At 69.7% G+C, this 22,970-nt stretch carries 23 protein-coding genes and 1 tRNA gene; 5 read left to right on the forward strand and 19 right to left on the reverse strand.

Annotated features, from left to right (window positions below):
* Window positions 1-718: 718 nt before the first annotated feature.
* Window positions 719-1,345, forward strand: a complete 627-nt coding sequence (locus ACIA77_RS24575; protein WP_395888304.1) for a nitroreductase family protein — start codon at window positions 719-721, stop codon at window positions 1,343-1,345.
* Between the two features lie 31 nt (window positions 1,346-1,376).
* On the opposite strand, the gene ACIA77_RS24580 is transcribed toward ACIA77_RS24575, so the two are convergent.
* The 4 genes from ACIA77_RS24580 to ACIA77_RS24595 all read right to left on the reverse strand — a co-directional run bounded on the left by ACIA77_RS24580 (window position 1,377) and on the right by ACIA77_RS24595 (window position 4,577).
* On the reverse strand, window positions 1,377-1,886 hold the full coding sequence (locus tag ACIA77_RS24580; RefSeq protein WP_395888305.1) for a MarR family winged helix-turn-helix transcriptional regulator: 510 nt from the start codon (window positions 1,884-1,886) through the stop codon (window positions 1,377-1,379).
* A gap of 89 nt (window positions 1,887-1,975) precedes the next feature.
* Window positions 1,976-3,100 carry an NADH:flavin oxidoreductase gene (locus ACIA77_RS24585; protein ID WP_395888306.1) on the reverse strand — a complete coding sequence of 375 codons (1,125 nt, stop codon included), beginning with the start codon at window positions 3,098-3,100 and terminating at the stop codon, window positions 1,976-1,978.
* Window positions 3,101-3,220: 120 nt separating this feature from the next.
* A complete protein-coding gene (locus tag ACIA77_RS24590) occupies window positions 3,221-3,784 on the reverse strand; it encodes a redoxin domain-containing protein (RefSeq protein WP_395888307.1) in 564 nt (187 codons plus the stop codon).
* A gap of 106 nt (window positions 3,785-3,890) precedes the next feature.
* Window positions 3,891-4,577, reverse strand: coding sequence for a metal-dependent hydrolase (locus ACIA77_RS24595; RefSeq protein ID WP_395888308.1), 687 nt, complete (start codon window positions 4,575-4,577; stop codon window positions 3,891-3,893).
* A gap of 866 nt (window positions 4,578-5,443) precedes the next feature.
* Here ACIA77_RS24595 and ACIA77_RS24600 point away from each other — a divergent pair.
* Window positions 5,444-5,629, forward strand: a complete 186-nt coding sequence (locus ACIA77_RS24600) for an NADPH-dependent FMN reductase (RefSeq protein WP_395888309.1) — start codon at window positions 5,444-5,446, stop codon at window positions 5,627-5,629.
* Here ACIA77_RS24600 and ACIA77_RS24605 read toward each other — a convergent pair.
* The gene (locus tag ACIA77_RS24605) at window positions 5,554-5,811 is read right to left on the reverse strand and encodes an NADPH-dependent FMN reductase (protein WP_395888310.1); all 258 of its coding nucleotides are present in this window, start codon (window positions 5,809-5,811) and stop codon (window positions 5,554-5,556) included. The two genes, ACIA77_RS24600 and ACIA77_RS24605, sit on opposite strands and share 76 nt — an antisense overlap.
* Window positions 5,812-6,327: 516 nt before the next feature.
* On the opposite strand from ACIA77_RS24605, the gene ACIA77_RS24610 reads away from it, so the two are divergent.
* Complete coding sequence (locus tag ACIA77_RS24610) at window positions 6,328-7,665, forward strand: MFS transporter (protein WP_395888311.1); 1,338 nt, start codon at window positions 6,328-6,330, stop codon at window positions 7,663-7,665.
* 349 nt (window positions 7,666-8,014) lie between these two features.
* On the opposite strand, the gene ACIA77_RS24615 is transcribed toward ACIA77_RS24610, so the two are convergent.
* Window positions 8,015-8,425 (reverse strand): Lsr2 family protein, encoded by a 411-nt coding sequence (locus tag ACIA77_RS24615; RefSeq protein ID WP_395888312.1) that lies wholly within the window; start codon window positions 8,423-8,425, stop codon window positions 8,015-8,017.
* A 527-nt stretch (window positions 8,426-8,952) separates the two neighbouring features.
* A tRNA-Asn gene (locus ACIA77_RS24620) sits at window positions 8,953-9,025 on the reverse strand.
* 167 nt (window positions 9,026-9,192) lie between these two features.
* Here ACIA77_RS24620 and ACIA77_RS24625 point away from each other — a divergent pair.
* The gene (locus tag ACIA77_RS24625) at window positions 9,193-9,372 is read left to right on the forward strand and encodes a hypothetical protein (protein ID WP_395888500.1); all 180 of its coding nucleotides are present in this window, start codon (window positions 9,193-9,195) and stop codon (window positions 9,370-9,372) included.
* A 103-nt stretch (window positions 9,373-9,475) separates the two neighbouring features.
* Here the strand turns inward: ACIA77_RS24625 and ACIA77_RS24630 are convergent, their stop codons facing one another.
* From ACIA77_RS24630 to dnaG, 3 genes are read right to left on the reverse strand one after another with little or no spacing between them, the layout of a single operon-like run.
* Window positions 9,476-10,246, reverse strand: coding sequence for a trans-aconitate 2-methyltransferase (locus ACIA77_RS24630; protein ID WP_395888313.1), 771 nt, complete (start codon window positions 10,244-10,246; stop codon window positions 9,476-9,478).
* A gap of 56 nt (window positions 10,247-10,302) precedes the next feature.
* A complete protein-coding gene (locus tag ACIA77_RS24635) occupies window positions 10,303-10,827 on the reverse strand; it encodes a hypothetical protein (RefSeq protein WP_395888314.1) in 525 nt (174 codons plus the stop codon).
* 1 nt (window position 10,828) lies between these two features.
* Window positions 10,829-12,748, reverse strand: a complete 1,920-nt coding sequence (gene dnaG / locus ACIA77_RS24640) for a DNA primase (protein WP_395888315.1) — start codon at window positions 12,746-12,748, stop codon at window positions 10,829-10,831.
* A 52-nt stretch (window positions 12,749-12,800) separates the two neighbouring features.
* Between dnaG and ACIA77_RS24645 the strand changes: the two genes are divergently transcribed.
* The gene (locus ACIA77_RS24645) at window positions 12,801-13,739 is read left to right on the forward strand and encodes a sigma-70 family RNA polymerase sigma factor (RefSeq protein WP_395888316.1); all 939 of its coding nucleotides are present in this window, start codon (window positions 12,801-12,803) and stop codon (window positions 13,737-13,739) included.
* Window positions 13,740-13,743: 4 nt separating this feature from the next.
* On the opposite strand, the gene ACIA77_RS24650 is transcribed toward ACIA77_RS24645, so the two are convergent.
* The 9 genes from ACIA77_RS24650 to ACIA77_RS24690 form a co-directional block, all read right to left on the reverse strand.
* Window positions 13,744-14,310 carry a carboxymuconolactone decarboxylase family protein gene (locus tag ACIA77_RS24650; protein WP_395888317.1) on the reverse strand — a complete coding sequence of 189 codons (567 nt, stop codon included), beginning with the start codon at window positions 14,308-14,310 and terminating at the stop codon, window positions 13,744-13,746.
* 69 nt (window positions 14,311-14,379) lie between these two features.
* Window positions 14,380-16,212: a glycosyl transferase gene (locus ACIA77_RS24655; RefSeq protein ID WP_395888318.1), complete on the reverse strand. Its 1,833-nt coding sequence runs from the start codon at window positions 16,210-16,212 to the stop codon at window positions 14,380-14,382.
* The gene (locus ACIA77_RS24660; RefSeq protein ID WP_395888319.1) at window positions 16,212-17,300 is read right to left on the reverse strand and encodes a serpin family protein; all 1,089 of its coding nucleotides are present in this window, start codon (window positions 17,298-17,300) and stop codon (window positions 16,212-16,214) included. Before ACIA77_RS24660 ends, ACIA77_RS24655 begins: the two co-directional genes overlap by 1 nt.
* 80 nt (window positions 17,301-17,380) lie before the next feature.
* Window positions 17,381-18,658: a deoxyguanosinetriphosphate triphosphohydrolase gene (locus ACIA77_RS24665; RefSeq protein WP_395888320.1), complete on the reverse strand. Its 1,278-nt coding sequence runs from the start codon at window positions 18,656-18,658 to the stop codon at window positions 17,381-17,383.
* 30 nt (window positions 18,659-18,688) lie between these two features.
* The gene (locus ACIA77_RS24670; protein ID WP_395888321.1) at window positions 18,689-19,342 is read right to left on the reverse strand and encodes a YdcF family protein; all 654 of its coding nucleotides are present in this window, start codon (window positions 19,340-19,342) and stop codon (window positions 18,689-18,691) included.
* A 51-nt stretch (window positions 19,343-19,393) separates the two neighbouring features.
* On the reverse strand, window positions 19,394-19,999 hold the full coding sequence (locus ACIA77_RS24675) for a response regulator (RefSeq protein ID WP_395888322.1): 606 nt from the start codon (window positions 19,997-19,999) through the stop codon (window positions 19,394-19,396).
* Window positions 19,996-21,135 (reverse strand): sensor histidine kinase, encoded by a 1,140-nt coding sequence (locus tag ACIA77_RS24680; protein WP_395888501.1) that lies wholly within the window; start codon window positions 21,133-21,135, stop codon window positions 19,996-19,998. Before ACIA77_RS24680 ends, ACIA77_RS24675 begins: the two co-directional genes overlap by 4 nt.
* 111 nt (window positions 21,136-21,246) lie before the next feature.
* The gene (locus ACIA77_RS24685; RefSeq protein ID WP_395888323.1) at window positions 21,247-21,987 is read right to left on the reverse strand and encodes an ABC transporter permease; all 741 of its coding nucleotides are present in this window, start codon (window positions 21,985-21,987) and stop codon (window positions 21,247-21,249) included.
* Window positions 21,984-22,946 carry an ATP-binding cassette domain-containing protein gene (locus ACIA77_RS24690; RefSeq protein WP_395888324.1) on the reverse strand — a complete coding sequence of 321 codons (963 nt, stop codon included), beginning with the start codon at window positions 22,944-22,946 and terminating at the stop codon, window positions 21,984-21,986. The genes ACIA77_RS24685 and ACIA77_RS24690 overlap by 4 nt, the downstream gene beginning before the upstream one ends.
* Window positions 22,947-22,970: the final 24 nt, after the last annotated feature.

Here is a 22,970-nt window from a genome sequence, read left to right on the forward strand (position 1 = left end):
ACCCCTCGGGCACGGGCACCCGGCGCCGCGCCGGTCGATGACGACTCCGAAAGAGGACGACACAACCCCCGTGATCACACCCGCAATGGGCCCGATCCCACCCCTCTACGTGCCTTGGGCGTCGGAGGGAGCGCGGAAGAAAGCTCGGCCCTGGTCTGCCGTGGCCCGTGCCGTTCATCAGCTCGGCCGCATCTTCCACCGGAGCGGACAATGACAATCTTTCCTACATCCCCTGCGATCCCCGGAAGACGCGCAGATCGAAGCGACGACCGCCACCGCCTTCACCGGTCATTTCGACGCTGTCCAGCCAATGCTGGCCCCGTTGGCGACATGACGGCCGAAAGGCACCAGCAGTGTTGTCGCACCACAGGGCGATCGCACCTGCCCTGGTGAACGTCCGCATCGGCGAACACCCCCAAACTGCAGTCCCTTGTCGACAGTGGTGATGAATCCACTGCAGTTACCGATCGCCGGGAGTCCCGGGCGGACTACCGTCGGGTGGCCGTCGCCACCTCCGGATGTCCTTCACGCTAATCCAGTTCGGATTATCGGACCACGCACTGTGCACCTCGGCGAGAATGATCGAAGAGGCGACAATCCAGTGGCTGTTCGGTCAGTCGGCCACGTACCGCACCATTCTGGCTGCGGGCCTAAGCCGCACTGAAGTAGCTTTCTCATAGACCCTTTTCGACCCTGCGCGAGGCATCACGGAGCTCTCATGGATTTCGACCACATCTTGGCCACCACACCTGCCGTTCGGCGCAAGCTCGACCTCACCCGCCCGGTGGAAACGGAAGTGCTCGCCGAGTGCCTCGAACTCGCGCTGCACGCCCCCTCACCGGCCAACCAGCAGTCGTGGCGGTGGATCGTCGTTCGCGACCAGCAAGTCAAGAACCGGCTCGGAAAGCTCTTCCGCGAGATCGGTCTTCCCTATCTGGAGCAGTATCGGCCCCTGGCTGAGGCCGACCCCACCTTCGCACGATCGTTCGCGTCGGGACGTCACCTGATCGACGTGATCGATCAGGTTCCGGTATTCGTGGTGCCCTGCGTCGAAGGTCGTCCCACCGGGAACAACGCCTCCGACGCGGTGCTCTACGGTGGCATCTTCCCCGCGGTGTGGAGCTTCTTGCTGGCCCTCCGGTCACGCGGTCTCGGCGCACCCATCACGTCCTACCACCTCCAAGCGGAGGCCGAAGCGGCAGAGATCCTCGGAGTACCGGAAGGGTACAGCCAGGCTTGCCTGCTCCCGGTGGCCTACACGACCACCCGTGATTTCAAGCCCACACCGCGCCGGCCGGTGTCCGAAGTGGCGTCCCTCGATCACTGGGACAACCCGCTTTTGTGAGCGGCTGTCGCGGCTCGTCATGACGACGAGTTCAGGGGGCCGAGTGGAAGCCTCCGCCTCCTGAACTCGCGGTACCGGGTTCCGTGGGATACCCGCAATCGGGGGTGTGCCGCAACCGGCCCACCAACGTGGTGAGAAGATGCCGCAGGGTCTTCAATTCCTCTTCCCGCAGCCCCATGGCATCGCCGACGACTTGAGGCACCCGCGCTGCCCGGGCACGAAGTGCAGCGCCATCGTCGGTGAGCGCGATCGAAACTGACCGCTGGTCATCTGATCGCCGTACCCGGCGGACCAGACCGTTTGCCGCCAGGCGCTTCAGCAAGGGCGACAGCGTGCCGGTTTCCAGGTGCAGGGCAACGCACAGGTCCTTGACGGAACTGTCGCCGTACTCCCAGAGTGCCAGGAGCACGAGATACTGGGGATAGGTCACGCCCAATTGGTCCAGCAGCGGCCGGTACAGCGAGGTCACCGAACGGCTGGCCGTGTACAGGACGAAGCTCAACTGGTCATCGAGCACGCAAGATCTGCGCGCGGCGTCCATCCGAACCTCCGATACTTTCCGTGTGCGAAGTCGCCGAATCGGCACCCGGACTGTCGCGGTACACCGTGGGAGTCCGGGCGCCGACCGGCTCAGAGGTCGAGTTCCCAGTCTTTGATGTCGGCCAGCGGCCTGAACGTGTCCGGGTGGGGCTCGCCGGAAATCTCCAGTCCCGAACGAACGCGCTGGGGCCAGTCGCGCTGCGCGAGCGCTCCCGCGCCGATCGCCACAACGTCGGCGGTCCCGGACTCCAGGATGAACAGGGCGTCCTTCGGGTCGTGCAGGTGCCCGTTGACGATCACCGGCAGCCCGCTGAACTTCTTCGCCAGCCCGGCAAGAGTTGCACCTCCAGACGCGAACGCCGGCTGCAACGCCCGGTACTCAGTGGTGTGGAGGAAATGCACGCCAGTGCGAGCGAGGGCGCTGAAGATGATTTCGGCGTCCTCCTCGCCTCCGGCCCAGCGGTGTTCGTAGTCGCTCACCTTCGACTGGGAGATGCGGATGCCGACCGCGATCTCCGAGCCAACCGCCTGGAGCACTTCGTCAACGACCTCGACCGCCAAACGGAGCCGGTTTTCGACGCTGCCGCCGTATTCGTCGTCTCGCCGGTTGAGGTAGTCAGTGAGGAACTGGTCGATCAGGTAGCCGTTCGCACCGTGCACCTCGACTCCGTCGAACCCGGCCGCCTGGGCTCGGCGAGCGGCGTCCGCGAAACCTCGGCGGATGGTCACGATCTCGCGCGCGTCCAAAGCCCTCGGGGTGGGGTAGGGTCCGTGCCCCCGGTAGAACGCAAGCTGCTCACCCTTGGGGGCAACGGCTGACGGCCCCACCGTCTCGCGGCGATGGCGGTTGCCCTGAGACTGCGCGCCGGCGTGCATGAGCTGAGCGAACATGGCACTGCCCTCCGCGTGCACTGCGCCGACCACCGGGCGCCAGGCATCGGCCTGCGCCGACGTCGCCAGACCTGGCTGGTGCAGGTACCCCTGGCTGTACTCCGCGTCCGGGTAGACGCCCTCGGTGATGATCAGCCCGAACCCGCCACGCGCGAATCCCCTGTAGTACCGCGCATTCCGGTGCGTGACCAGGCCGGTTTCCGTCGCGCTGATGCGAGTCATCGGGGACAGCGCCGCGCGGTTGCGGAGGCCCACACCTCCGATGCTGTACGGAGTGAACAGAAGCTCGTCGGTCGTGCGACGCCGTCCGGCGAGGTCGCTCATGGCTGTCTCCAGGGGTCGGGAGGTACACGGCGGCAACGGATCGCCGTCGCGTGGATGCGGGCGCGAACGAATTCGGCCGACCGCGGTGGTGAGCCCGACGGCTCACCACCGCAAGCAGCCCTACTTGTACGGGTAGTGACGGGAGTGGTCACCCGCCTCCCAGGCCGCGACCAGGTCCGGAGTCGTCGGGTCCCAGTCCAGGCGGATCTCGCGAGTGACGTCACGCAGATCGCGGCGCAGATCTTCGATCGACGGGCGGCCCCAATACCAATAGCCGTTGTACACGCTGTGAACCACCAGACCCGGCTTCAGCACCAACGTGTACGGGACCATCGGGTTGTGCGTGGGGTCCGTGTACTCCTGGATCTCGAGATCCTGCTGCACCTTGCGTCCCACATCGGACAAGAAGGTCCACTGCGCGCCCACGGCGTCGCGAAACTCGTTCAGCTCGAACTGGTTGTCCGTGGCGATGGTGACGACCTGCGTGTACGAGACCCTGATCTCCGGGTGATGAGCCGCCAGCTGCAGGTGCTGCTGGTGGTCCTTCGGGCAGAAGTGCCCGCGCGAGAGAACGAGGATCAGGGGATCGCCACCCTGGAGTTCACTCAGTTTCCGGCGAGTCCTCGTGTGATCGGTCAGCTCGTAGTCCGGGAAGATTCCACCCGGCACGATGTCGGCACGCATCTTCTTCTCCTTGTGTCGCGGACGGCGTAACAGCACCACAGGAACTTCTCCGCGGCGTCACCGTGGACCGAGCGGACCTCGCCCGGCCCACGAAGGTGGCACCCCGTCAGACTTCCGTCGACTGACCCGGCTCGAGAATGACGGTCTTGGCCCGGGTCGCCGCGGCCACCGCCTCGGAGAACGCGACAGCATCCGCGGCGATCGTCGGGAATGTGTTGTAATGCCCCGGAATCACGACCTTCGGCCGCAGCTTCGCCACCGCCTTGACCGCGTCCGCCGCGTCCATCGTGTACTGACCACCGATCGGCAAGATCGCCACGTCGAGGCCCTCGTCGCCGATCAGCTCCATGTCCTGGAACAACGCGGTGTCACCGGCCACATAGATCGTCCGCCCACCCAGGCGAACCACGAAACCCGAAGGCACACTGGCCGCAACGAACGCGCCGTTGTCGTCAACGGTGGAACTGTGTACCGCCGGCACGAACTTCACGGTCGCAGCGCCGGCCGTCACCGTGCCGCCGATGTTGCCCGGCGTCACGTTCACGCCCTTCGCTCCCAAGAACAGGCCCAGCTCATATGCGGCGACAATCGGAGCATCAGTCCGCTTGCTGATATCGAAAGCGTCGCCCAGGTGGTCGCTGTGCCCGTGCGTCACCAGGATCGCCGTCGGATTGAGCTCGTCAGCCGCGATCGCCGCCGTCGGATTCCCGGTGAGGAACGGGTCGACCAGCAACACCGTGTCCTCGTGCGCGATCGTGAAAACCGCGTGGCCGTACCAGGTAACAGTCGTCATACTGATGCGCTTCCTTCTCGATGAATACAGCAGCGAACAGACAGGACGGTTCAGGGCACGCGAGGCGCCGGGACGCGCCTGTACTCGAACGCTCGGTCAAGGTCCGACTGCGATAGTGGGTACGACTGCCGCCGCTTCGCATCGGGGCCGCCCCTAGCCAACTCCCCAGCGGATCATCATCGGGGTGTTTTCCCTGCTCGAAGTGATGCCGATTGCGACAGGCGCGGGGTAATCAGCGGTTCGGCGGTACGACGGCAAGCGAACCCGCGCCGAGGTGAGCGCAAGACTCGCTACCCGCCGGGGGATGCCCCGGTCCCGCGGCGGGCTCCAGCACACGACCGCCGTGAACACCGCCCGCGGATCCGTCCGCGCACGCCCACCACCCTGCGCACGCACTTGCCAGAAAGTCCAAAAGAGACACGCTCTCAGTCTTTCAGTGGAGTATTTCTGCGTTCCGACGCAGGAGACCGCAGCCATCACAGCACGTGACTCACGAATCTCCTGTCGGCTGAGCCTGCCGACGGCCGCGAACCCGGCATGGGTGCTGCCACCGCGCTCGTTCGAACGCCAAGCCGGCATCACGACGGGTGCCTACCGGGACACCTTCGGCACAAGCTCCACCCAGCCCGACTCGTCCGTGTGGGGTACCTCGCAGAACCCGGCACGCCGAAAACTTGAACGCTCAAGTCAGAGTCGATACGTTGACATGAACGTTCAACTGTCAACGGTGAGTTCAACCCGCGCGCCGCGTGGCAACGAGCGGGTTCCGCCCGAACCCCGGTTCACCCAGCCCGGCGGATCGACGGTCGGCAGCGCAGCTCAGCGACCGACCTCGAACCGTGCGGTCCCTGAATGGAACCAGCCCCGTGAGTGACCTGAAGATCGCCGTCATCCTCGGCAGCACCCGGCCCGGCCGCAACGGCAAGCAGGTGGCCGACTGGGTCTTCGAGAAGGCCAAGGGCCGCGCGGACGCCGACTACGAACTCGTCGACCTCGCCGAGTTCCCGCTGCCGCACCTGGACGTGGCGCGGGCGCCGCCGAGGGAGCCGTAGGACACGAAGGCCGCGGCTTTGTTGTTCCACTCGCCGTAGAGGTAGTCGATCGCGTTCTTCAGCACCGCCGAGGTCGAGTGGTTGTACTCGGGGGTCACGAAGATGAAGCCGTCGTAGGAGGCGATCTTCGCGGCCCACGCTTTGGTGTGCTCGCCGGCGTACTGGCCCAGGCTCGGCGGCATCGCCTATCGAGCACCTGCGCGCCATCTGCAGCGAGCTCCAGCTGGCGCACGTGCGCCAGCAGCTGTCGTTCTCCCTGTTCACCGACTTCGAGAACTTCTCCCAGTTCACCCCCGCCGCGCAGCACGACCACGCTGTTCGACCAGCGCGAGACCTGGACACGGGCACTCAACGCAGTGCGAGCCTGATCTCCACGCCAATCGACCAGGTGGCTCCAGAGCCGTGCTCGCAGTGTCCTGGAGCCACTACATCGTTTCCTCATCGGCAACCTCTGCCGCTGCACCGGATACGTGAACCTCGTCGCGGCGACGCGCGAAATCGCCTGCCGTCGGAGGAATGACAAGGCGATACCAGAGTCCTGATCCGTGAACCTACCGTTGTTGCTCGTTTATGACGAGTTCAGCCGCCGATACCTCCCGCGCCCTCTCGCTGCGCCTTCCGGCTGCACTCCTTCTTCCTCGCGGTGACGTCGGCACACTCGCTTGACGAGCGACTCCTCGTGGACTTGGATCCGCTCCATGTCAACGAAGACATCCGCACCCGGTAATCGAATCCTCACCAAGGTCGCCATCCGGATCATGCCGTTCCTGACCTTGTTGTACTTCGTCAACTACCTCGACCGCGTGAACATCGGGTTCGCCGGCCCGAACGGAATGAGCAAGGAGCTCGGGCTCTCCGCTACGGCGTTCGGGTTCGCGTCGGGCATCTTCTTCCTGGGGTACTTGATCCTCGAGGTCCCGAGCAATCTCGCGCTGCACCGCTTCGGCGCGCGGCGCTGGCTCGCCCGGATCATGATCACGTGGGGTGTGCTCGCGACCGCGCTGGCGTTCGTCCCCAATGCGACCACCCTGATCATCCTGCGGTTCCTGCTGGGTGTTGCCGAAGCCGGCTTCTTCCCCGGCATCATCCTGTACCTGACCTATTGGTTCCCCGCGGCGCAACGCGCGAAGGCCGTCGCGTTGTTCATGGCGGCGATTCCCGTTTCATCGGCCATCGGCTCGACCATCTCGAGCCTGCTCATCGCGCACGGGAACGGCGCCTTCGGCCTCACGGGCTGGCGGTTCATGTTCCTCGTGGAGGGCATCCCCTCGATCCTGCTCGCGTTCGTCACCTGGTTCTACCTCACCGACCGGCCGGAGAAGGCCAAGTGGCTCACCGAGGACGAGCGCACGTGGCTCTCCGACCAGCTCGCCGCGGAGCGCCGCGTCACCGAGACCGAGCACCACTGGCCCCTCAAGAAGGCGCTCACCCACCCTCGGATCCTCGCGCTCGCTTTCGTGTACTTCGGGATCGCCTACGGGTTGTACGCGCTGGGCTTCTTCCTGCCGACCATCATCTCCGGCTTCGGCGCCGAGTTCGGCACCAAGCTGTCGGTGACCCAATCCGGCCTCGTCACCGCGATTCCGTACGTCATCGCGGCCGTCGTCATGGTGTTCTGGGCCCGGCACGGCGACCGCACCGGCGAGCGGAAGTGGCACGTCGCGCTCCCGATGATCATCGGCGGCATCGCGATCCCCATCGCGTTGTACCTCGGCAACCCCTACGCCGCGATGGCGGCGGTGACCATCTGCGCCGTCGGCGTGTGCTGCGCGCTGCCGACGTTCTGGGCGCTGCCGTCGAACTTCCTGGCGGGCACGGCGGCCGCGGGCGGGATCGCACTGATCAACTCACTGGGCAACATCAGCGGGTTCGCCGCGCCCTACGTCACCGGTTGGCTACGCGATCTCACCGGCAGCCAACGCACCGGACTGTGGGTCGTCGGCGCCTGCATGGTCGCCGGAGCTCTGGTCGCCGTCGCACTTGGTGCGAAGCCGCGGACTGTCTCCCCCACCACAACGAGCAAGGCCCGCCGCTAGCTCCTGAGGATCAATGGCGCCGAGCGGGCGAATTCGGACTTGCCGAATTCGCCCGCTCGCCAGAGATCCTTTCCTTCGGGGCGAGGATGTCTGTGTCTCGCAAGTGCCGTTCACAGAACCGAACCACGATGTGAGATCGCTGATCTTCTTGGCGTTGAAGGACAACCCTGAGAACGCGCCTTCGGCGGCGACACCCCATACAACACCGCACGTCGCGACGCCACCGATGCTCGGGCCGGCGGCTGCGAGACATGAGTTGGCGGTAGCGGCCGCCGAGCCTGGCCGGGCCACACAGAGAAGCGGCCATCCGGCCATCCCTGGCACTCGAGAACCAGACCCGGCGTCAACCTCAGCTTCGTTTCCGTGCGGCCGCGACCTTTTTTCGCGTGCGGCGCTGGCGCGGGCCCTGCTCGTTCGCCACCTGTTGAGACTCCTCGTACGCGGTAACGATCTCGGACGCGAGCCGGCCACGGTCGGATACTGCGTAACCATTCTCGAGAGCCCACGCGCGAATTGCCCTCGAGCGTTCACGATCAGCCGTCGTCGCGGCCGCCGGCCGCTCGGCCACGGTGCGAGTCTTCCTGCCACCCACTCGCCGTCCCGCAGCGATATAGCCGGCGAGCTCCTCGCGCAACGCAGCAGCGTTGCCGTCCGAGAGGTCAATCTCATAGGCGACCCCGTCCATACCGAACTGGACCGTCTGGCTCGCCAAGCTGCCGTCGATGTCGTCGAGCATCTCGATCAAGACTTTCTGCGCCATACCTCACCTCTCAAAGGTCTGGTCATCATTACAGCCCCCAACACGACCAAACAATAGCATTGTCCAAAATGGGCGACACCCATCATTAAGTGCGTCAGTCAGTAAGCAACAGCAACTCGCCAAACGTAAAGTGGACACGCGACTTTGAGCGACGCCGACTTCGGCCACCCAGCCGATCGCACTGCCAGCGACTGCGACCCACCAGATCTAGTCCGACACGAAGCGCGCACACCCGCCCGGCGATCCACCAGCCAGCGGCGCCACGGCCCGCACATCGCCCGCTCGCACCTGGCGACCGCGGATGCGGCACCCGGACACCCACCGGCCTCGGAAGCCCGCCCGCCCAGCGGGCAGCTCACCCGCCACCCGATCCACGGGCCAGGACAAGCGGCAACTGTGAGTTATCAATTCGTTACCTTCAGGTTCGGCACCTGAGCAGACGGGACGACAACGAACCAGCAGTGGTCCGCTAAATCGCGCCTACTCAGGGGTAACGAAAAAGCCCAGGTCGCTGACCTGGGCTTGCGCTCCCCCGCTTGGACTCGAACCAAGAACCCTCCGGTTAACAGCCGAATGCTCTGCCAGTTGAGCTACAGGGGATCGTATTTCGTTGTGGTGGCCGGATCGCTCCGGCCGATGGAAAGAACTTTAGCGCATGCCTCCCACCACCCGAACAGGGGGCCCCGGTGTAGGGATCACGCCCCGGGGGCACCGGATTGCTGGACAATGGAGAGTCGGGAGTCCGACGAACGAGAGGCGTGGCGCAGATGAAGAAGTTCCTGCTGGGCGTAGGTCTGGGGTACGTGCTGGGGACCAAGGCCGGCCGGGGACGGTACGAGCAGATCGTGCGCACCTACCGCAAGGTGATCGACCACCCGATGGTCCAGGGCGCGGCCGGGGTGGCGCGGGCGAAGGTCGGCGAGAAGTTCGAGCGGGGCCGCGGCTGAGGCGGCCCCACCGGCGACGAGGGCGTGAGCGTGCCCGGAAGCGGTGAGCACGCTCGGCCCGTCGTGCGCGGACGCCCAGCGGACGAGCCAGGCCCCGCGTGGATCAGGCTTCCGGGATCCGGGCGACGAAGAAGATCCGCCGGAACTCGAACCACGTGGTGCCGTCGGGGCGAGGTGGGTAGGCGTCGTCGAGGAGGGGGGCGAGTTCGTCGCGGAAGCGGGCCCAGTCGGGGTCCGGGAGGGCGGCGCGGACGGGGCGCAGGGCGGTGCCGGTGATCCACTCCAGCACGGCGCGGTCGCCGGCCAGGCGCTGCATGTAGGTGGTCTCCCAGGCGTCCACGAGGCAGCCCGCGTCGGCCAGCAGGGACGCGTATTCCAGCGGCGACGAGACCGCCTCGTTCTCGCGCAGGACGAGGGAGCCGAGGCGCGACGACCAGGCCGGTGAGCCCGCCAGTTCACGCGTGATGCGGTGGGACGGGGCGCCGAAGTTGCCCGGGACCTGCACGGCCAGCACGGCGCCCGGCGGCAGCTGCGAGACCCACCGGCGCAGGAGCTCGTCGTGGCCGGGCACCCACTGGAGGACGGCGTTGGAGACGACGACGTCGGTGTCGGGCTGCGGGGACCACGACCGCACGTCCTCGAGGCGGGCGTCCACGCCGCGTTCGCGGGCGGCGGCGACCATCTCCGGCGAGCTGTCCAGTGCCTCCAGCGCGGCGCCGGGCCAGCGGCGGCCCAGGTCGAGGGTCAGGTTGCCCGGCCCGCAGCCCAGGTCGACGACGCGGCGCGGCGCGTCAGCCGGAATTCGCGCGATGAGGTCGTAGAACGGGCGGGCCCGCAGGTCCGCGTAGTCGAGGTACTTGGCCGGATCCCACATGCGTGAACCTCCCGGGTAGATAAACCGTACGCCCGTACTGAGTACGAGCGTACTGCTCACTCCCCCGGGTTGGCCAGCTTCGCGGCGACTTCGCCCGCGATCGCCTCCACGAGCGCCAGGTCGGTGCCCGGATCGGGGCGCACCTGGATCACCACGCCGTCGCGGCCGGGGAGCTTGCGCTGCACGAACCACGCGCCGCCGGTGCCGAGTTCCTGGCGGTGGCGCGAGCGCACGGACCCGTCGACGCGCAGGCGCACCTGGTGCGGCACCTTGCCCGGCGCCGGCAGCCGGTACCGCACCGGCGCGCGGTCGACGAGCACCACGACGTCGCCGTAGTTCCCCGTCTCCTCGGATTCCGTGAGCACGAACTCGCCCTCGCCCCAGGTCGCCTTGCCCACGAGGTGCCACCCGACGCGCCGGGCGCCGCCGCCGTCCCCGGGGATCCACAGGCCGAGGCTGGTCACCACCAGGTGGCCACCACCCTCGACGGCCGCGACCGCGACCACGTTCTCACCGCGCTCGAGCTCACCGGGGAACCCCGCCGGAAGCCCGCTGCCGAACAGGCGGCTCAGCACACCCATGTCAGTCCCACCCGGACGCGGCCTGCTCGCGCAGCGCCTTGCGGTACTGCTCCAGCGCGACGAGGTCACCGAACAGCGCGCGGTAGTCGTCGGGCGCCTCGACCGGCGAAAGCCGTTGCAGCTTCGACTTGATCTCGCCGATCTGCCGGCCCACGAGGTTCTCCTGCACACCCGCGAGCACCCCGGAGATGTAGCGGGAATCGACTTCACCCTTGGCGCGCAACGGTTCCACGGCCAGCTCGCTCAGCACGCGCCGCACCGTCCCTTGCGGACAGTGCTGGGCCGCCGCGTCCAGCAGCGCCGGCCCGGTGAGCCCGGACGCGGCCCCGCCGGCCTTGAGCACGGCCAGGTGCACGGCGACGTACGCGGGGTGCGTGAACGCCTCTTCCGGCAGCGAGTCGTACTCCGGCCCGGCGATCGCGGGCTGCTGCAGCGCGGCCTTGAGCGCCTCGCGCTGCCCGATGAACCGCGGGTCGTTCGGCGCGGGCCGCGGCAGGTCCTGGTCGGGCGCGGCCGGAGCGGCGGCCTGCTGCTGCCGCGCGGACGGGCGCAGCTGCTGCTGAGCGGGCTGCCCGCCGCGCTTGGCCGCGGCCCCGGCGGCGCCGCGCACGCGGTTGACCACCTGCGCCACGTCCTGCCAGCCGACCCACCACGCGAGCTTCGAGGCGTAGCCGTCGCGGCTCGCGCGGTCCTTGATGGCCGCGACCATCGGCACGGTCTTCTGCAGCGCGGCCACCTGGCCGTCGACCGAATCGAGGTCGAACTGCTTCAGCGTGCTCTTGATCACGAACTCGAACAGCGGCGTCCGGCGCGCCACGAGGTCCTTCACGGCGGCGTCGCCCTTGGCGATCCGCAGGTCGCACGGGTCCATGCCGTCGGGCGCGACCGCGATGTAGGTCTGCCCGGCGAAGGTCTGGTCGCCTTCGAACGCCTTCAGCGCCGCCTTCTGGCCCGCCTCGTCGCCGTCGAAGGTGAAGATCACCTCGCCGCGGAAGGCGTCGTCGTCCATCATCAGCCGGCGCAGCACCTTCATGTGGTCCTCGCCGAAGGCCGTGCCCGACGAAGCGACGGCCGTGGGCACGCCGGCGGCGTGCATCGCCATCACGTCCGTGTAGCCCTCGACCACCACCACCTGGTGCCGCTTCGCGATCTCGCGCTTGGCCTGGTCGAGCCCGAACATGACCTGCGACTTCTTGTAGATCTGCGTCTCGGCCGTGTTGAGGTACTTCGCCTCGATGCGGTCGTCGTCGTAGAGCCGCCGCGCGCCGAAGCCCACCACGTCGTTGCCGACGTCGCGGATCGGCCAGACCAGGCGCCGGTGGAAGCGGTCCATCGGGCCGCGCTGGCCCTCCTTGGACAGCCCCGACGCGATCAGCTCCTTGACCTCGAACCCGCGGTTGAGCAGGTGCTTCGTGAGCTTGTCCCAGCCGCCCGGGGCGTAGCCGCAGCCGAACTGCTTGGCCGCCGCCGCGTCGAACCCGCGCTGGGACAGGAAGTCGCGCGCCGGGCGCGCCTCGTCGGTCACCAGCTGCTCGATGTAGAACTCGCTCGCCGCGCGGTGCGCCTCGATGAGCCGCGCGCGCGTGCCGCGGTCGCGCTGCACGCTCCCGCCGCCGCCCTCGTAGTTCAGCCGGATGCCGACCCGGTCGGCCAGCCGCTCGACCGCCTCGACGAACGAGACCAAGTCGATCTTCTGGATGAACTTGATGACGTCGCCGCCCTCGCCACAGCCGAAGCAGTGGAACGTGCCGTGGGTGGGGCGCACGTTGAACGACGGGGTCTTCTCGTTGTGGAACGGGCACAGCCCCTTCAGGCTGCCGCCCCCGGCGCGCCGCAGCGCGACGTACTCCCCCACGACCTCGTCGATCCGGTTGCGCTCACGCACCTCCGCGATGTCGCTCTCCCGAATCCGTCCTGCCACGGAAACCACAATAGTTCTCCCTCCCCGGTGGCTTTGCGGCACACTCGGCCTCATGGGCACATCGACCGCTCTGGACGACTACGCGACCGAGTTCGCGGCGCACCGCGGCCACCTGATCGGGGTGGCCTACCGGCTCACGAGCACGCGGTCGGACGCGGAGGACGCCGTTCAGGAGGCGTGGCTGCGCCTGGCCGCGCTCGACGACGCCGGGCGCGCCGGCATCCGCGACCTGCGAGCGTGGCTGACGACGGTCGTCGGCCGGATCTGCCTCGACCGGCTGCGCTCGGCGCCCGCGCGCCGCGAGCAGTACGTGGGCCAGTGGCTGCCGGAGCCGATCGTGACGCCGTTCGGGGCGCCGGTGAGCGAGGACCCGCTCGAGACGGCGGTGCGCGACGACGGCATCCGGATGGCCGCGCTCGTGGTGCTCGACAAGCTCACGCCCGAGCAGCGTGTGGCGTTCGTGCTGCACGACGCGTTCTCGCTGCCGTTCGCCGAGATCGCCGGCATCCTCGGCGTTTCGGCCGACGCGGCCCGCCAGCACGCCTCCCGCGCTCGGCGCGCGGTCGACCACGCCGACCCGCCGCCGCGCGCCGAGCTGGCCGAGCAGCAGCAGCTGCTGGAGAAGTTCCTCACCGCGCTGCTGGCCGGCGACGTGCACGCGATGACCGAGGTGCTGCACCCGGACGTCGTCCTCATCGGCGACTCCGACGGCAAGGGCCGCACGACGCGCCAGATCATGGTCGGCGCCGACAAGCTCATGCGCTTCTTCCTGGGCCTGATCCAGAAGTACGAGCCGGGCGTGATGACGCGGGGCGCGCCGGTGTTCGTCAACGGCGACCTCGGCGTGTGGCTGCCGCCGATGCCCGGCCGCGACGGGTTCCTGGCCGTCGACGAGCACGTGCAGTCGATGAGCGTGCGCGACGGCCGCATCGTGGCCATCTACGACATCGTGAACCCCGACAAGCTCACGCGCATCACGCGCCCCGCCTGAGCGGTCACGGCATGGGTACGCGGCACGCGTCGCCCGACGTGAAGCCCTGGTCGACGATGCCCAGTGCGCTGTTCACGCGGGCGCGGGAGTTCTCGAGGCCGATCTGGTAGGTCAGCTCGACCACGCCGGCGCGCCCGAACTCGGCCTCGAGCTCGGCGACCTGCTCGTCGGTGACGGTCACCCGCTCGCCGGTCATCGCGTCGGCGTAGGCCAGCGCGAGCCGCTCGGGGCGGGTGAACGCCGGTGAGGTGGCGTAGTCGTCGATGTGGCGCAGCCGCTCGACGTCGAGCCCTTCGTGCAGCTGCAGCATCGTGCCGAAGTCCACGCACCACGAGCAGCCGATGCGCGTGGCCACGCGGTAGACCGCGAGTTCGCGCACGGTCGCGGGCAGTTTCGTCGACGCCCGCTGCGCCAGCGTCTCGTGCACGACGGTCGCGCGCAGCAGCCCCGGGTGGTGCGCCACGACGGCCATCGGCTCGGGCACGGCCCCGTAGCGCCGCCCGGCCATCCGGTAGAAGAGCTTCAGCAGCGGGCCGGCCTCGGCGGTGCGTTTCGCGGGAATCCGGGTCATCGTCGTCTCCTCCTCGGGTCGGGTCCTTCGGAGGGGGACGAGACGGCCGTGCCCGATGTGACAGCCGGGCTAGCGGCGCGCCGTGACCGCCCGCACGTCCCAGATCCACACCCCGTCGACGAACTGCGCCGGCTTGCGCAGCAGCAGGTCGACGGTGGCGCGGTAGGCGTCGGCGTGGTCGCGCGGGATGAGCACCAGCACGCTGGCGTTCCAGTAGCGCAGGTCCTTGATCGTCTGGTCGCGATCGGCGTCGGTCACGGCCTGCACCTCGCCGGTGTCGCGGACGCGGTCCAGCATCGCCGACGTCGACACCTGGTACGAGCCGTACCGGCCGCGCTTGTCGTCCGGCCCGCTCGGGCCGACGAAGTAGCCCTCGGGCATCGCGTAGTCCAGGCCCGCGTCCATCTGCCAGTGCAGCGGTTCCGACTCGCCCGACCCGGGCAGCGGCACGGGTACGACAGTGCCGCCGGGCGCGACGTACGTGCGCCAGGTGCCGTCGGCGAAGAACGCGGGGGTGGGCGGGCGGTCCTTCACGAGCAGCTGGGTCGGGGCGATCGGCAGGAGCACCGCGATCACGGCGCCGAGCCACAGCAGCCGCAGCGGCAGGCGGTGCTTGCCCGGCTCCGGTTCGGGCAGCGCCTCAGCAGTCGCGAACACGCGGTCGCTCGCGATCGCGAGCAGCGCGCCGATCGCGGGCACGCACGCCATCGCGAGGCGCGACTCCAGCAGCGATTCGAACAGCGGCAGCTTCGCCAGCAGCTCCCAGGGACCGGGCACGCCGGAGTTCTGGTGCACCACCACGATCTCGACGCCCATCGACAGCCACGCCATGAGGAACATCGAGATGGCGATCGACCGCGCCACGACCTCGCGCCACAGCCAGACCGTGACCACGACCATGAGCACGATGAGCGGCCAGCCGAAGAACGCGTTCTCCTCGGTGCGGTTCATCGACACGTCGGCGGCCTCGGCGGGCTGGCCGGCGATCGACTGCGTGGCGAAGCGCGTGAACGCCGCGAGGTCGTTGCCGACCTGGCCGTGCTCCAGCCCGGAGTAACTCTGCGGGCCGAAGAACTGCCACCACAGGGGGTAGACCACGAGCACGCCCGCGATCACCACGGCGAGCCCGCCGCCGAGCAGCAGGGGCCGTACCATCGCCTTGATCTCCCGCGGGCGCGAAAGGACGTACGCGACGCCGAAGATCACGAAGCCCAGCGCGAAGATCAGCAGCGGCTCTTCGCCGAGGAAGATCTGGTACGCCGTCAGCACGCCGAGCCAGCTGCCGTTGCGCACGACCTTGCGGCCTTGCGCGAGGTGGATCACCTTGAGCGCCAGGAACGGCAGCACGAACCACGCGACGAAGTTCGGGTGCGCGTTGGCGTGCGAGATCATCGACGGCGCGAAGCCGGCCACCGCGCCGCCGATCGCGGCGGGCGCGCGACGCTGCACGAGGTGGCGCGAGAACACCCAGTACCAGGCGGCGGCGGTGCCGGCGAGGCTGCCGGTCAGGGCGATGGCCCACGTGACGGTGGGGCCGAACGCGAGCGTGATCGGCGTGAGCGGCACGCCGATGCCGAGCATGGCCGTGTTGGCCATCATGTTCACGCCGAGCGGGTAGTTCTGCAGGCCCGACGTGAGCGGGTTCTGCAGGTGCAGCACCGACTTCGCCGTGACGTCGAAGAACCACTCCCACAGGTTCTGGTCCGACGCGCTGTTCCACAGGTAGCCGGTGCCGAGGTCGGCCCACAGGCCGCCGAACAGCACGAACGCGAACGCCAGGTACGCCGCGATGATGCCCGCGTCGGCCCACGACGGGCGCATCCGCGGTTCGGCGACGGGCCCGGTCGGCTCCGGGACGGCGGGGATCAGCTCGGTTCTCGCTTCCGGTTGGAAGAGGCTCACTACGGGCGCACCACCCGCGCGAAGAAGTACACCGCGCCGGTGCGGGCGTGCCGGACGAGCAGCAGGAACGGCCGGTCGACCCGCACTTCGAGCGGCTCGGCCCGCGACATCGACAGGGTGCGCATCTGGATGGCGGTGGCGGCCGCGCCTTCGAGGCCCTGCTCGTCGAGGCGCAGCACGGCCTGGTGCACGACGCTGTCGACCCACAGCGGGCGCGTGGCGGTGAGCCCGGTGAGGTCGGCGTCCTGGGTGAACAGCTCGCGCACGCCGAGGCCGCGCAGGGCGGTGTCCAGATCGGTGCGCACGTCGAGCTCGATCTTGGGCAGGGTCAGCCTGAGCAGCCGGCGCTGGGGGCGGTCCAGCAACGTCGCCAGCGCGGCCGGATCCAGCGCGGCTTCGGCGGGTTCGAGGTCGCCGTCGGGCAGCAGGATCGTGGCCTCGACGCCGCCGTGGGCCGGGAGGCTGACTACCTGCCAGCCGTCGTGGCGCTGGTACCCGATGGTCGCTTCCAGGCGCATGGTCGGCACGCGCCGCGGCCCGCCGGGGCTGTGGAAGTCGGCGGGGGCGGTGGCGCCTTCGGGGAACGGGTGGCGCCACGCGGTTTTGAGGTAGAGCGCGTTGACGAGGCTGGCGCGGGTGTCGGCGTGCACGGCGCCGGGCTGCAGCAGCTCCGGGATGAGGCCGTGGGTCGTCCGGTCCACGTCGGTGTTGATCAGCTCGCGCGCCGCCTCGGGGTCCGTGGCGAACGGCGCGGTTTCGGCCTTGCCGCCGGGCCAGGTGACGAGCTGTTCGAGGAACGCGCCCTCGACCGTGACGGCGTCGGACGCCCACAGCGTGTTCGCGACGGCGAGCTGCGCTTCGTCATCCAGCGCGCCGGCTTCGCGCAGCACGGCGGCGTGCGCGTCGAGGTCCTGGCCGCCGGACGCCAGGAGCGCCCGCAGCTCGTCGGCGGTCCGCCCCCGCGCCGCCCGCGCGGCCAGCCCCAACGCGCTGGCGGCCGAGTACGGCGAAAAACACGCGTCGTCCCCGCCCCCCGCCGCGGCCCGGCACAGGGCGAGCGTGAAGTCCAAGTGGCTGTCCACGGCCATGTCGCGACCGTACCCGACCGGGTGGTTCCCCCGGCACGGAACCGATCACCCGGCACCGAGCTGCGACCTGCGGGACGGCTTCAGGGGTGCCGGCCGACGTGCCAGCGGTGCCATTCGTGGGCCTGGGCGTCGGTGAGGGACGCGACCTGGTCGACCACCACCCGCAGCCGCGCGGCGTCGTCGGGAGCGGCGTGCCAGGAGGGGACGAACAGCGGGTCCAGCGATTCCGGCGCGCGGCGGCCGAGTGCGGCCACCAGCTGGGCGATGAGCTCCCGCTGGCCGTCCTGCATCGCGAGGCGGCGGCGGTCGCTCATGACGTAGCGCAGGGCCAGGGCCTTGAGCAGCGCGACCTCGGCCGCGACCTGGTCGGGCACGGCCAGCCGGGCGCCGTAGCGGGTCAGGGGCCCCTCGCCGTAGACGCTGCGGGTGCCGGTGACCGCGGCGGACGCGAAGCGGCCCACGAGCTCGCTCGTCAGGCGCTTCAACGCCACCTGGGCGCCCAGGGAGCCGTCGGGTGCCGTGCGCACCAGCGAAGCCACCACGGGCAGGTCGAGCAGCTCCTTCGCCGCGCCCTCCAAAGTGGACGCCGAGAGCGTGGAGAAGTGCCGCGCCGCGGCTTCGGCGACCGCGGCGCGCTCCTCCGGATCGGCCAGCACGCTGAGCGAGATGCGCCCCGCCAGCACCCCGTCCTCGACGTCGTGCACCGAGTACGCGACGTCGTCGGACCAGTCCATGATCTGGGCCTCGAGGCACCGCCGCTCGCCGGGCGCGCCCTCGCGCGCCCACTCGAACACCGGCACGTCGTCGGTGTACACGCCGTACTTCGGCTGCCCGGGACGGCGCTGCCACGGGTACTTCGTGGTCGCGTCGAGGCACGCGCGCGTGAGGTTCAGGCCCGCCGCTTCGCCGGAGTCGTCGACGGCCTTCGGTTCGAGCCGGGTCAGGATGCGCAGCGTCTGCGCGTTGCCCTCGAACCCGCCGCACGCCTGGGCGACCTCGTCGAGCGCCTGCTCGCCGTTGTGCCCGAACGGCGGGTGCCCGATGTCGTGCGCGAGCCCCGCGGTGTCGGCGAGGTCCGGGTCCGCCCCCAGCTCCTCGGCGATGCCGCGGCCGATCTGAGCGACCTCCAGGGAGTGCGTGAGCCGCGTGCGTGGCACACCACTGACCTCGGCGCCCTCTCCGGGACCGACCACCTGCGTCTTGCCGGCGAGCCGCCGCAGCGCCGCCGAGTGCAGCACGCGGGCGCGATCGCGCGCGAAGTCGCTGCGCCCGTCCGGCCGCGCGCCCGACAGGGCCGCGCCCTTGGGTGCCTCGGCCAGCACCCGGGCGCGGTCGTGCTCGGTGTACCCGTCGCTCACCCGGTCAGCTTAAGCGCGGCCACCGACAAATCAGCCCAGCACGGTGTCGAACAGCTCGTCGGCCGGCGACTTCGTGAGCTCGTAGAACAGCAGCGCCCCGGTCTCGCGCACGATGTAGCGCACCTGCGTGCTGCGCTCCTGCACGATCGGCCCGCTGTGCGTCGGCGCGACCCACGCGTCGAGCCCGAGGTCCTCGGACATCGTCCGCGCGCGGTAGGAGTGCCACGGGTCGCTCACGAGCACCACGGTGTGCCAGCCGCGCGCCTGCACCTGCTCGGCGACAGCCCGCAGACTCCGCAGCGTGTCGCTGCCCTCCCCGACCGCGAGCGTCGCCGAGCGCGGCACGCCGTGCTGCGTCAGCCACCGCGCCCCGGCCGCCGCCTCGGTGTAGTTGTCGGCTTCCTTCTTGCCGCCGGCGGTCACCACGGTCTTCGCGACGCCGGCGGCGTAGAGCTGCCGCGCCTTCTCCAGCCGTGCCGAGAAGATGTCCGACGGTTTGCCGTTGTACTGCGCGGCACCGAGCACGACGATCACGTCGGCCGGCGTGCGGTCGTTGTCGCGCGCGACCTGCCACACGCGGAACGCCGTGCCGCCAACCAGAGCCAGCACCACGAGCACCAGACCGAACGCGATCCGGCGCAGCCAGCTCACCTTCGTCGGCGGGGTCCTCACGGCGGAACTCATGCCCGCCATCTTTTCAGAGGCGGCCGCGATCTCCGCGCAGGCACCCCGGCGTCAGAGCCAGCCGCGTTCTTCGGCCAGCCGCACGGCTTCGGCCCGCGTCCGCGCGCCCGTTTTGCCGATCGCGGCCGACAAGTGGTTGCGCACCGTGCCTTCCGACAGGAACAGCGCCTTCGCGATGTCGGCGACCGTGCTGCCGTCGCGCGCCGTCGACAGGACGTCGCGCTCGCGCCCGGTGAGCGGGCTCGCCCCCGTCGCCAGCGATTCGGCCGCCAGCGCGGGATCCACCACGCGCAGTCCACTGTGGACCCGACGTACGGCTTCCACGAGCTGCTCCGGCGGCGCGTCCTTCACCACGAACCCCGACGCCCCCGCGGCCATCGCGCGGGCCAGGTACCCCGGCCGGCCGAACGTGGTGCAGATGATCACCCGGCACGAGGGCAGCACCGCGTGCAGCTCCGCCGCCGCCGTGAGGCCGTCCTTGCCGGGCATCTGCACGTCGAGCAGCGCGACGTCGGGGGAGGTCTCCTTGGCCGCGGTCAGCACCTCGTCCCCCGAGCCGACCTGCCCGACGACCTCGATGTCCGACTCCAGGTCGAGCACGGTGGCCAGCGCCCCGCGCACCATCGCCTGGTCGTCGGCCAGCAGCACGCGGATCACGCCAGTCCTCCCGCGGGTTCGGCACGCACCGCCGGGGCGGCCGCCGACGCCGGACCCGGGTCCGGCACCTCCGCGCGGACGACCCATCCTCCCCCGGACCGCGGACCGCTGCGCAAGGTCCCGCCGAGCACCCCGACCCGTTCGGTGAGCCCGCGCAGCCCGTTGCCGGGCGCGGCCTCGGCCCCCGTGCCGTCGTCGTCGACCTCCAGCCAGTCGCGGCCGAGCCGCACGCGCACCCGCTTGGCCGCGGAGTGCCGCAGCAGGTTGGTGACGGCCTCGCGCAGCACGTACCCGAAGGTGCTCTGCAGCTGCGGCAGCACGTTGTCCACGGCGTAGGGCAGGTCCGCCTCGATCTCCGCGGCCCGCAGCGCCGCGCGCGCCCCGGCGAGCTCGGCGGCCAGCGACACCTCGCGGTACTCCGACACGGTCAGCCGCACGTCGGACAGCGCGCTGCGGGTCAGCGTCTCCACCTCGCGGATCTCCTCGACCGCCCGCCCGACGTCGGCCGAGCTCTCCAGCACGCGCCGCGCGAGACCGGCCTTCACGGTGATCGTGGTGAGGCTGTGGCCCAGCAGGTCGTGCAGGTCGCGGGCCACGCGCTGGCGCTCGTTGGCCACGGCCAGCGTCGCGATCTCCTCGTTGGCGCGTTCGAGGCGGCGGACCGCCCGGATGAGGTTGGCCATGAAGAACATCGCCAGGGTGATCCCGCCGACGGAGATCAGGTCGCCGCCGTCGGCTTCGAGCCGGCCGTCGATCAGCAGCACCACCACGACCGACCCCAGCGCCAGCGCGTCGAGGATCACCGCCCAGCCCGCCGGGAAGAGGAAGGCCAGCGTGGCCGTCGCGTAGAGCAGGATGTACGGGCTCGAATCCAGCAGCAGCGTCGAAAGCAGGCCCAGCGCGAGCATCACTACGCCGAAGGTGAGCTTGACCCGGCGGGGCTTGCCGAACACGACCGGGAAGACCACGTAACACGCACCGTAGGCGTACATCACGAGCGTCAGCAGCACCCGTGCCCACACCGGGCTGTCCCCGCCGAAGAGCTCGCGGGTCGCCGGGACGAAGAACGGCAGCAGGAAGAGCACCGCGAAGATCGGCCAGCCGACCTTGTTCGGACCACCCCGGTGCCCGACCATCGGGTCGTCCCACCACGAAGCCCGGTCTCCCAGCGCGAACCGGAACCGCGTGACCGCGATCGACTCGGGCTGTTCCTTCGTGCGCTGCACCGTCGTTCCCTCCCGCCCCGGTCAGACCCGGGCGCTGTCCTTACGGTAACGCCTGATCACGAACACCCCGAGCACGATGGTCCAGCCCGCCAGCACCGCCACCGCGGCCGGAAAACTCGCCAGGAGCTCGTTGGTCACGGCCGGGCGCACCAGCCCGATCAGCCAGTAGGTGGGCAGCAGTTGCGCCACGTCGTGCATCCACGAGGGCATGCTCTCGATCGGGATCCAGAGCCCGCCGAGGAAACCCATGCCGAGCATCACGATCATCGAGATCGGCTGCAGTGACTCCGGTGTGGCGAGCTGGCCGAGCAGCAGGCCCAGCAGCACCAGCGGGATGGTGCCGAGCCACAGGCCGGCGATGATGCGCACCCAGTCGCCACCGCCGAGGTGCACGTGCTCGACGAAGATCGCGACGAGCGGCACCAGCACCAGCGCGGGCAGGCCCACGAGCAGGCCGGACACGGCCTTGCCGCCGAGGTAGGACGCGCCCGAGAGCGGGGTCAGCCGCAGTTGCCGCTGCCAGCCGCTCGCGCGTTCGATCGCGAGCCGGGCACCGTTGGTGGTGGCGGCGGCGAACAGGCCGAACGCCATCATGTTGACCATGACCACGGCCACGATGGCCGCGTGGTCCGGATCGCTCGCCTTGGTGAAGACGTTGGCCTGCAACAGGAACATCAGCACCGGGAAGGCGACGACGAAGATCAGGAACCGCAGGGACCGGAACAGCCGGCGGATCTCGACGGCGAGGTAGGAGGGGTTCATCGGGCTGCTTCTTCCGCTTCGGAGTCGTCATCGGAGGTGAGGGACAGGAACGCGCCTTCGAGGCCGACGGCGCCGATCTCGATGTCGTGCACGGCCGGCACGGCGGCCATGAGCGCACGCAGGGTGGTGTCCGACTCGCTGCTGGAGATCGCGACGCGGTCGCCGCGCAGCTCGAAGTCGGTGACGGCGGGCAGCGTCGCCACGAGGCGTTCGGTCTCCTCGGTGGCGCCCGGCAGGACCGCGCGGATGGTGCGGCCGCCGGCGAGCGCGCGCACCTGGGCGACCGACCCGTCGGCGACGACGCGGCCGGACCGCATCAGCACCACGCGGTCGGCGAACTCCTCGGCCTCCTCGAGGTAGTGCGTCGCGAACAGCACGGTGCGGCCGGTGTCGGTGAAGGAGTACATGGACTTCCAGAACTCGCGCCGCGTGCCCACGTCCATGGCGGCCGTCGGCTCGTCCAGCACCAGCAGATCGGGGTCCGACACGAGCGCGACGGCGAAGCGCACGCGCTGCTTCTGCCCGCCGGACAGCTTGTTCGCCCTCCGGTCGGCGATGTCCTCGATGCCCGCGCTCGCCAGCGCCTGCTGAACCGGCATCGGCGTGCGGTGCAGCTTCGCGACCATGCGCACGGTCTCGCGCACCGTGAGGTCGTCGAGCAGCGCGCCGCCCTGCAGCATCGCGCCGATCATCCCCGCGCGCACCGCGTCGGCGGGGGTCTTGCCGAAGACGGTGACGCCGCCCGCGTCGGGTTTGCTGAGCCCCAGGATCAGGTCCACCGTCGTCGACTTGCCCGCGCCGTTCGGCCCGAGCAGCGCCACCACCTCGCCCGGCGCGATCGTCAGGTCGACCCCGTCGACGGCCCGCACCTGGCCGTAGTGCTTCTTCAGCCCGCTCAACCGGACGGCGGCCCCCGCCGCGACGTCCCGCGCCCCTCGCGTTGCCTGTGTGGTTTCCATGCCCTGAAGCGTGCCGCCGCGGCG

This window comes from Amycolatopsis sp. NPDC051903 (genome assembly GCF_044452505.1).
GTDB lineage: Bacteria > Actinomycetota > Actinomycetes > Mycobacteriales > Pseudonocardiaceae > Amycolatopsis.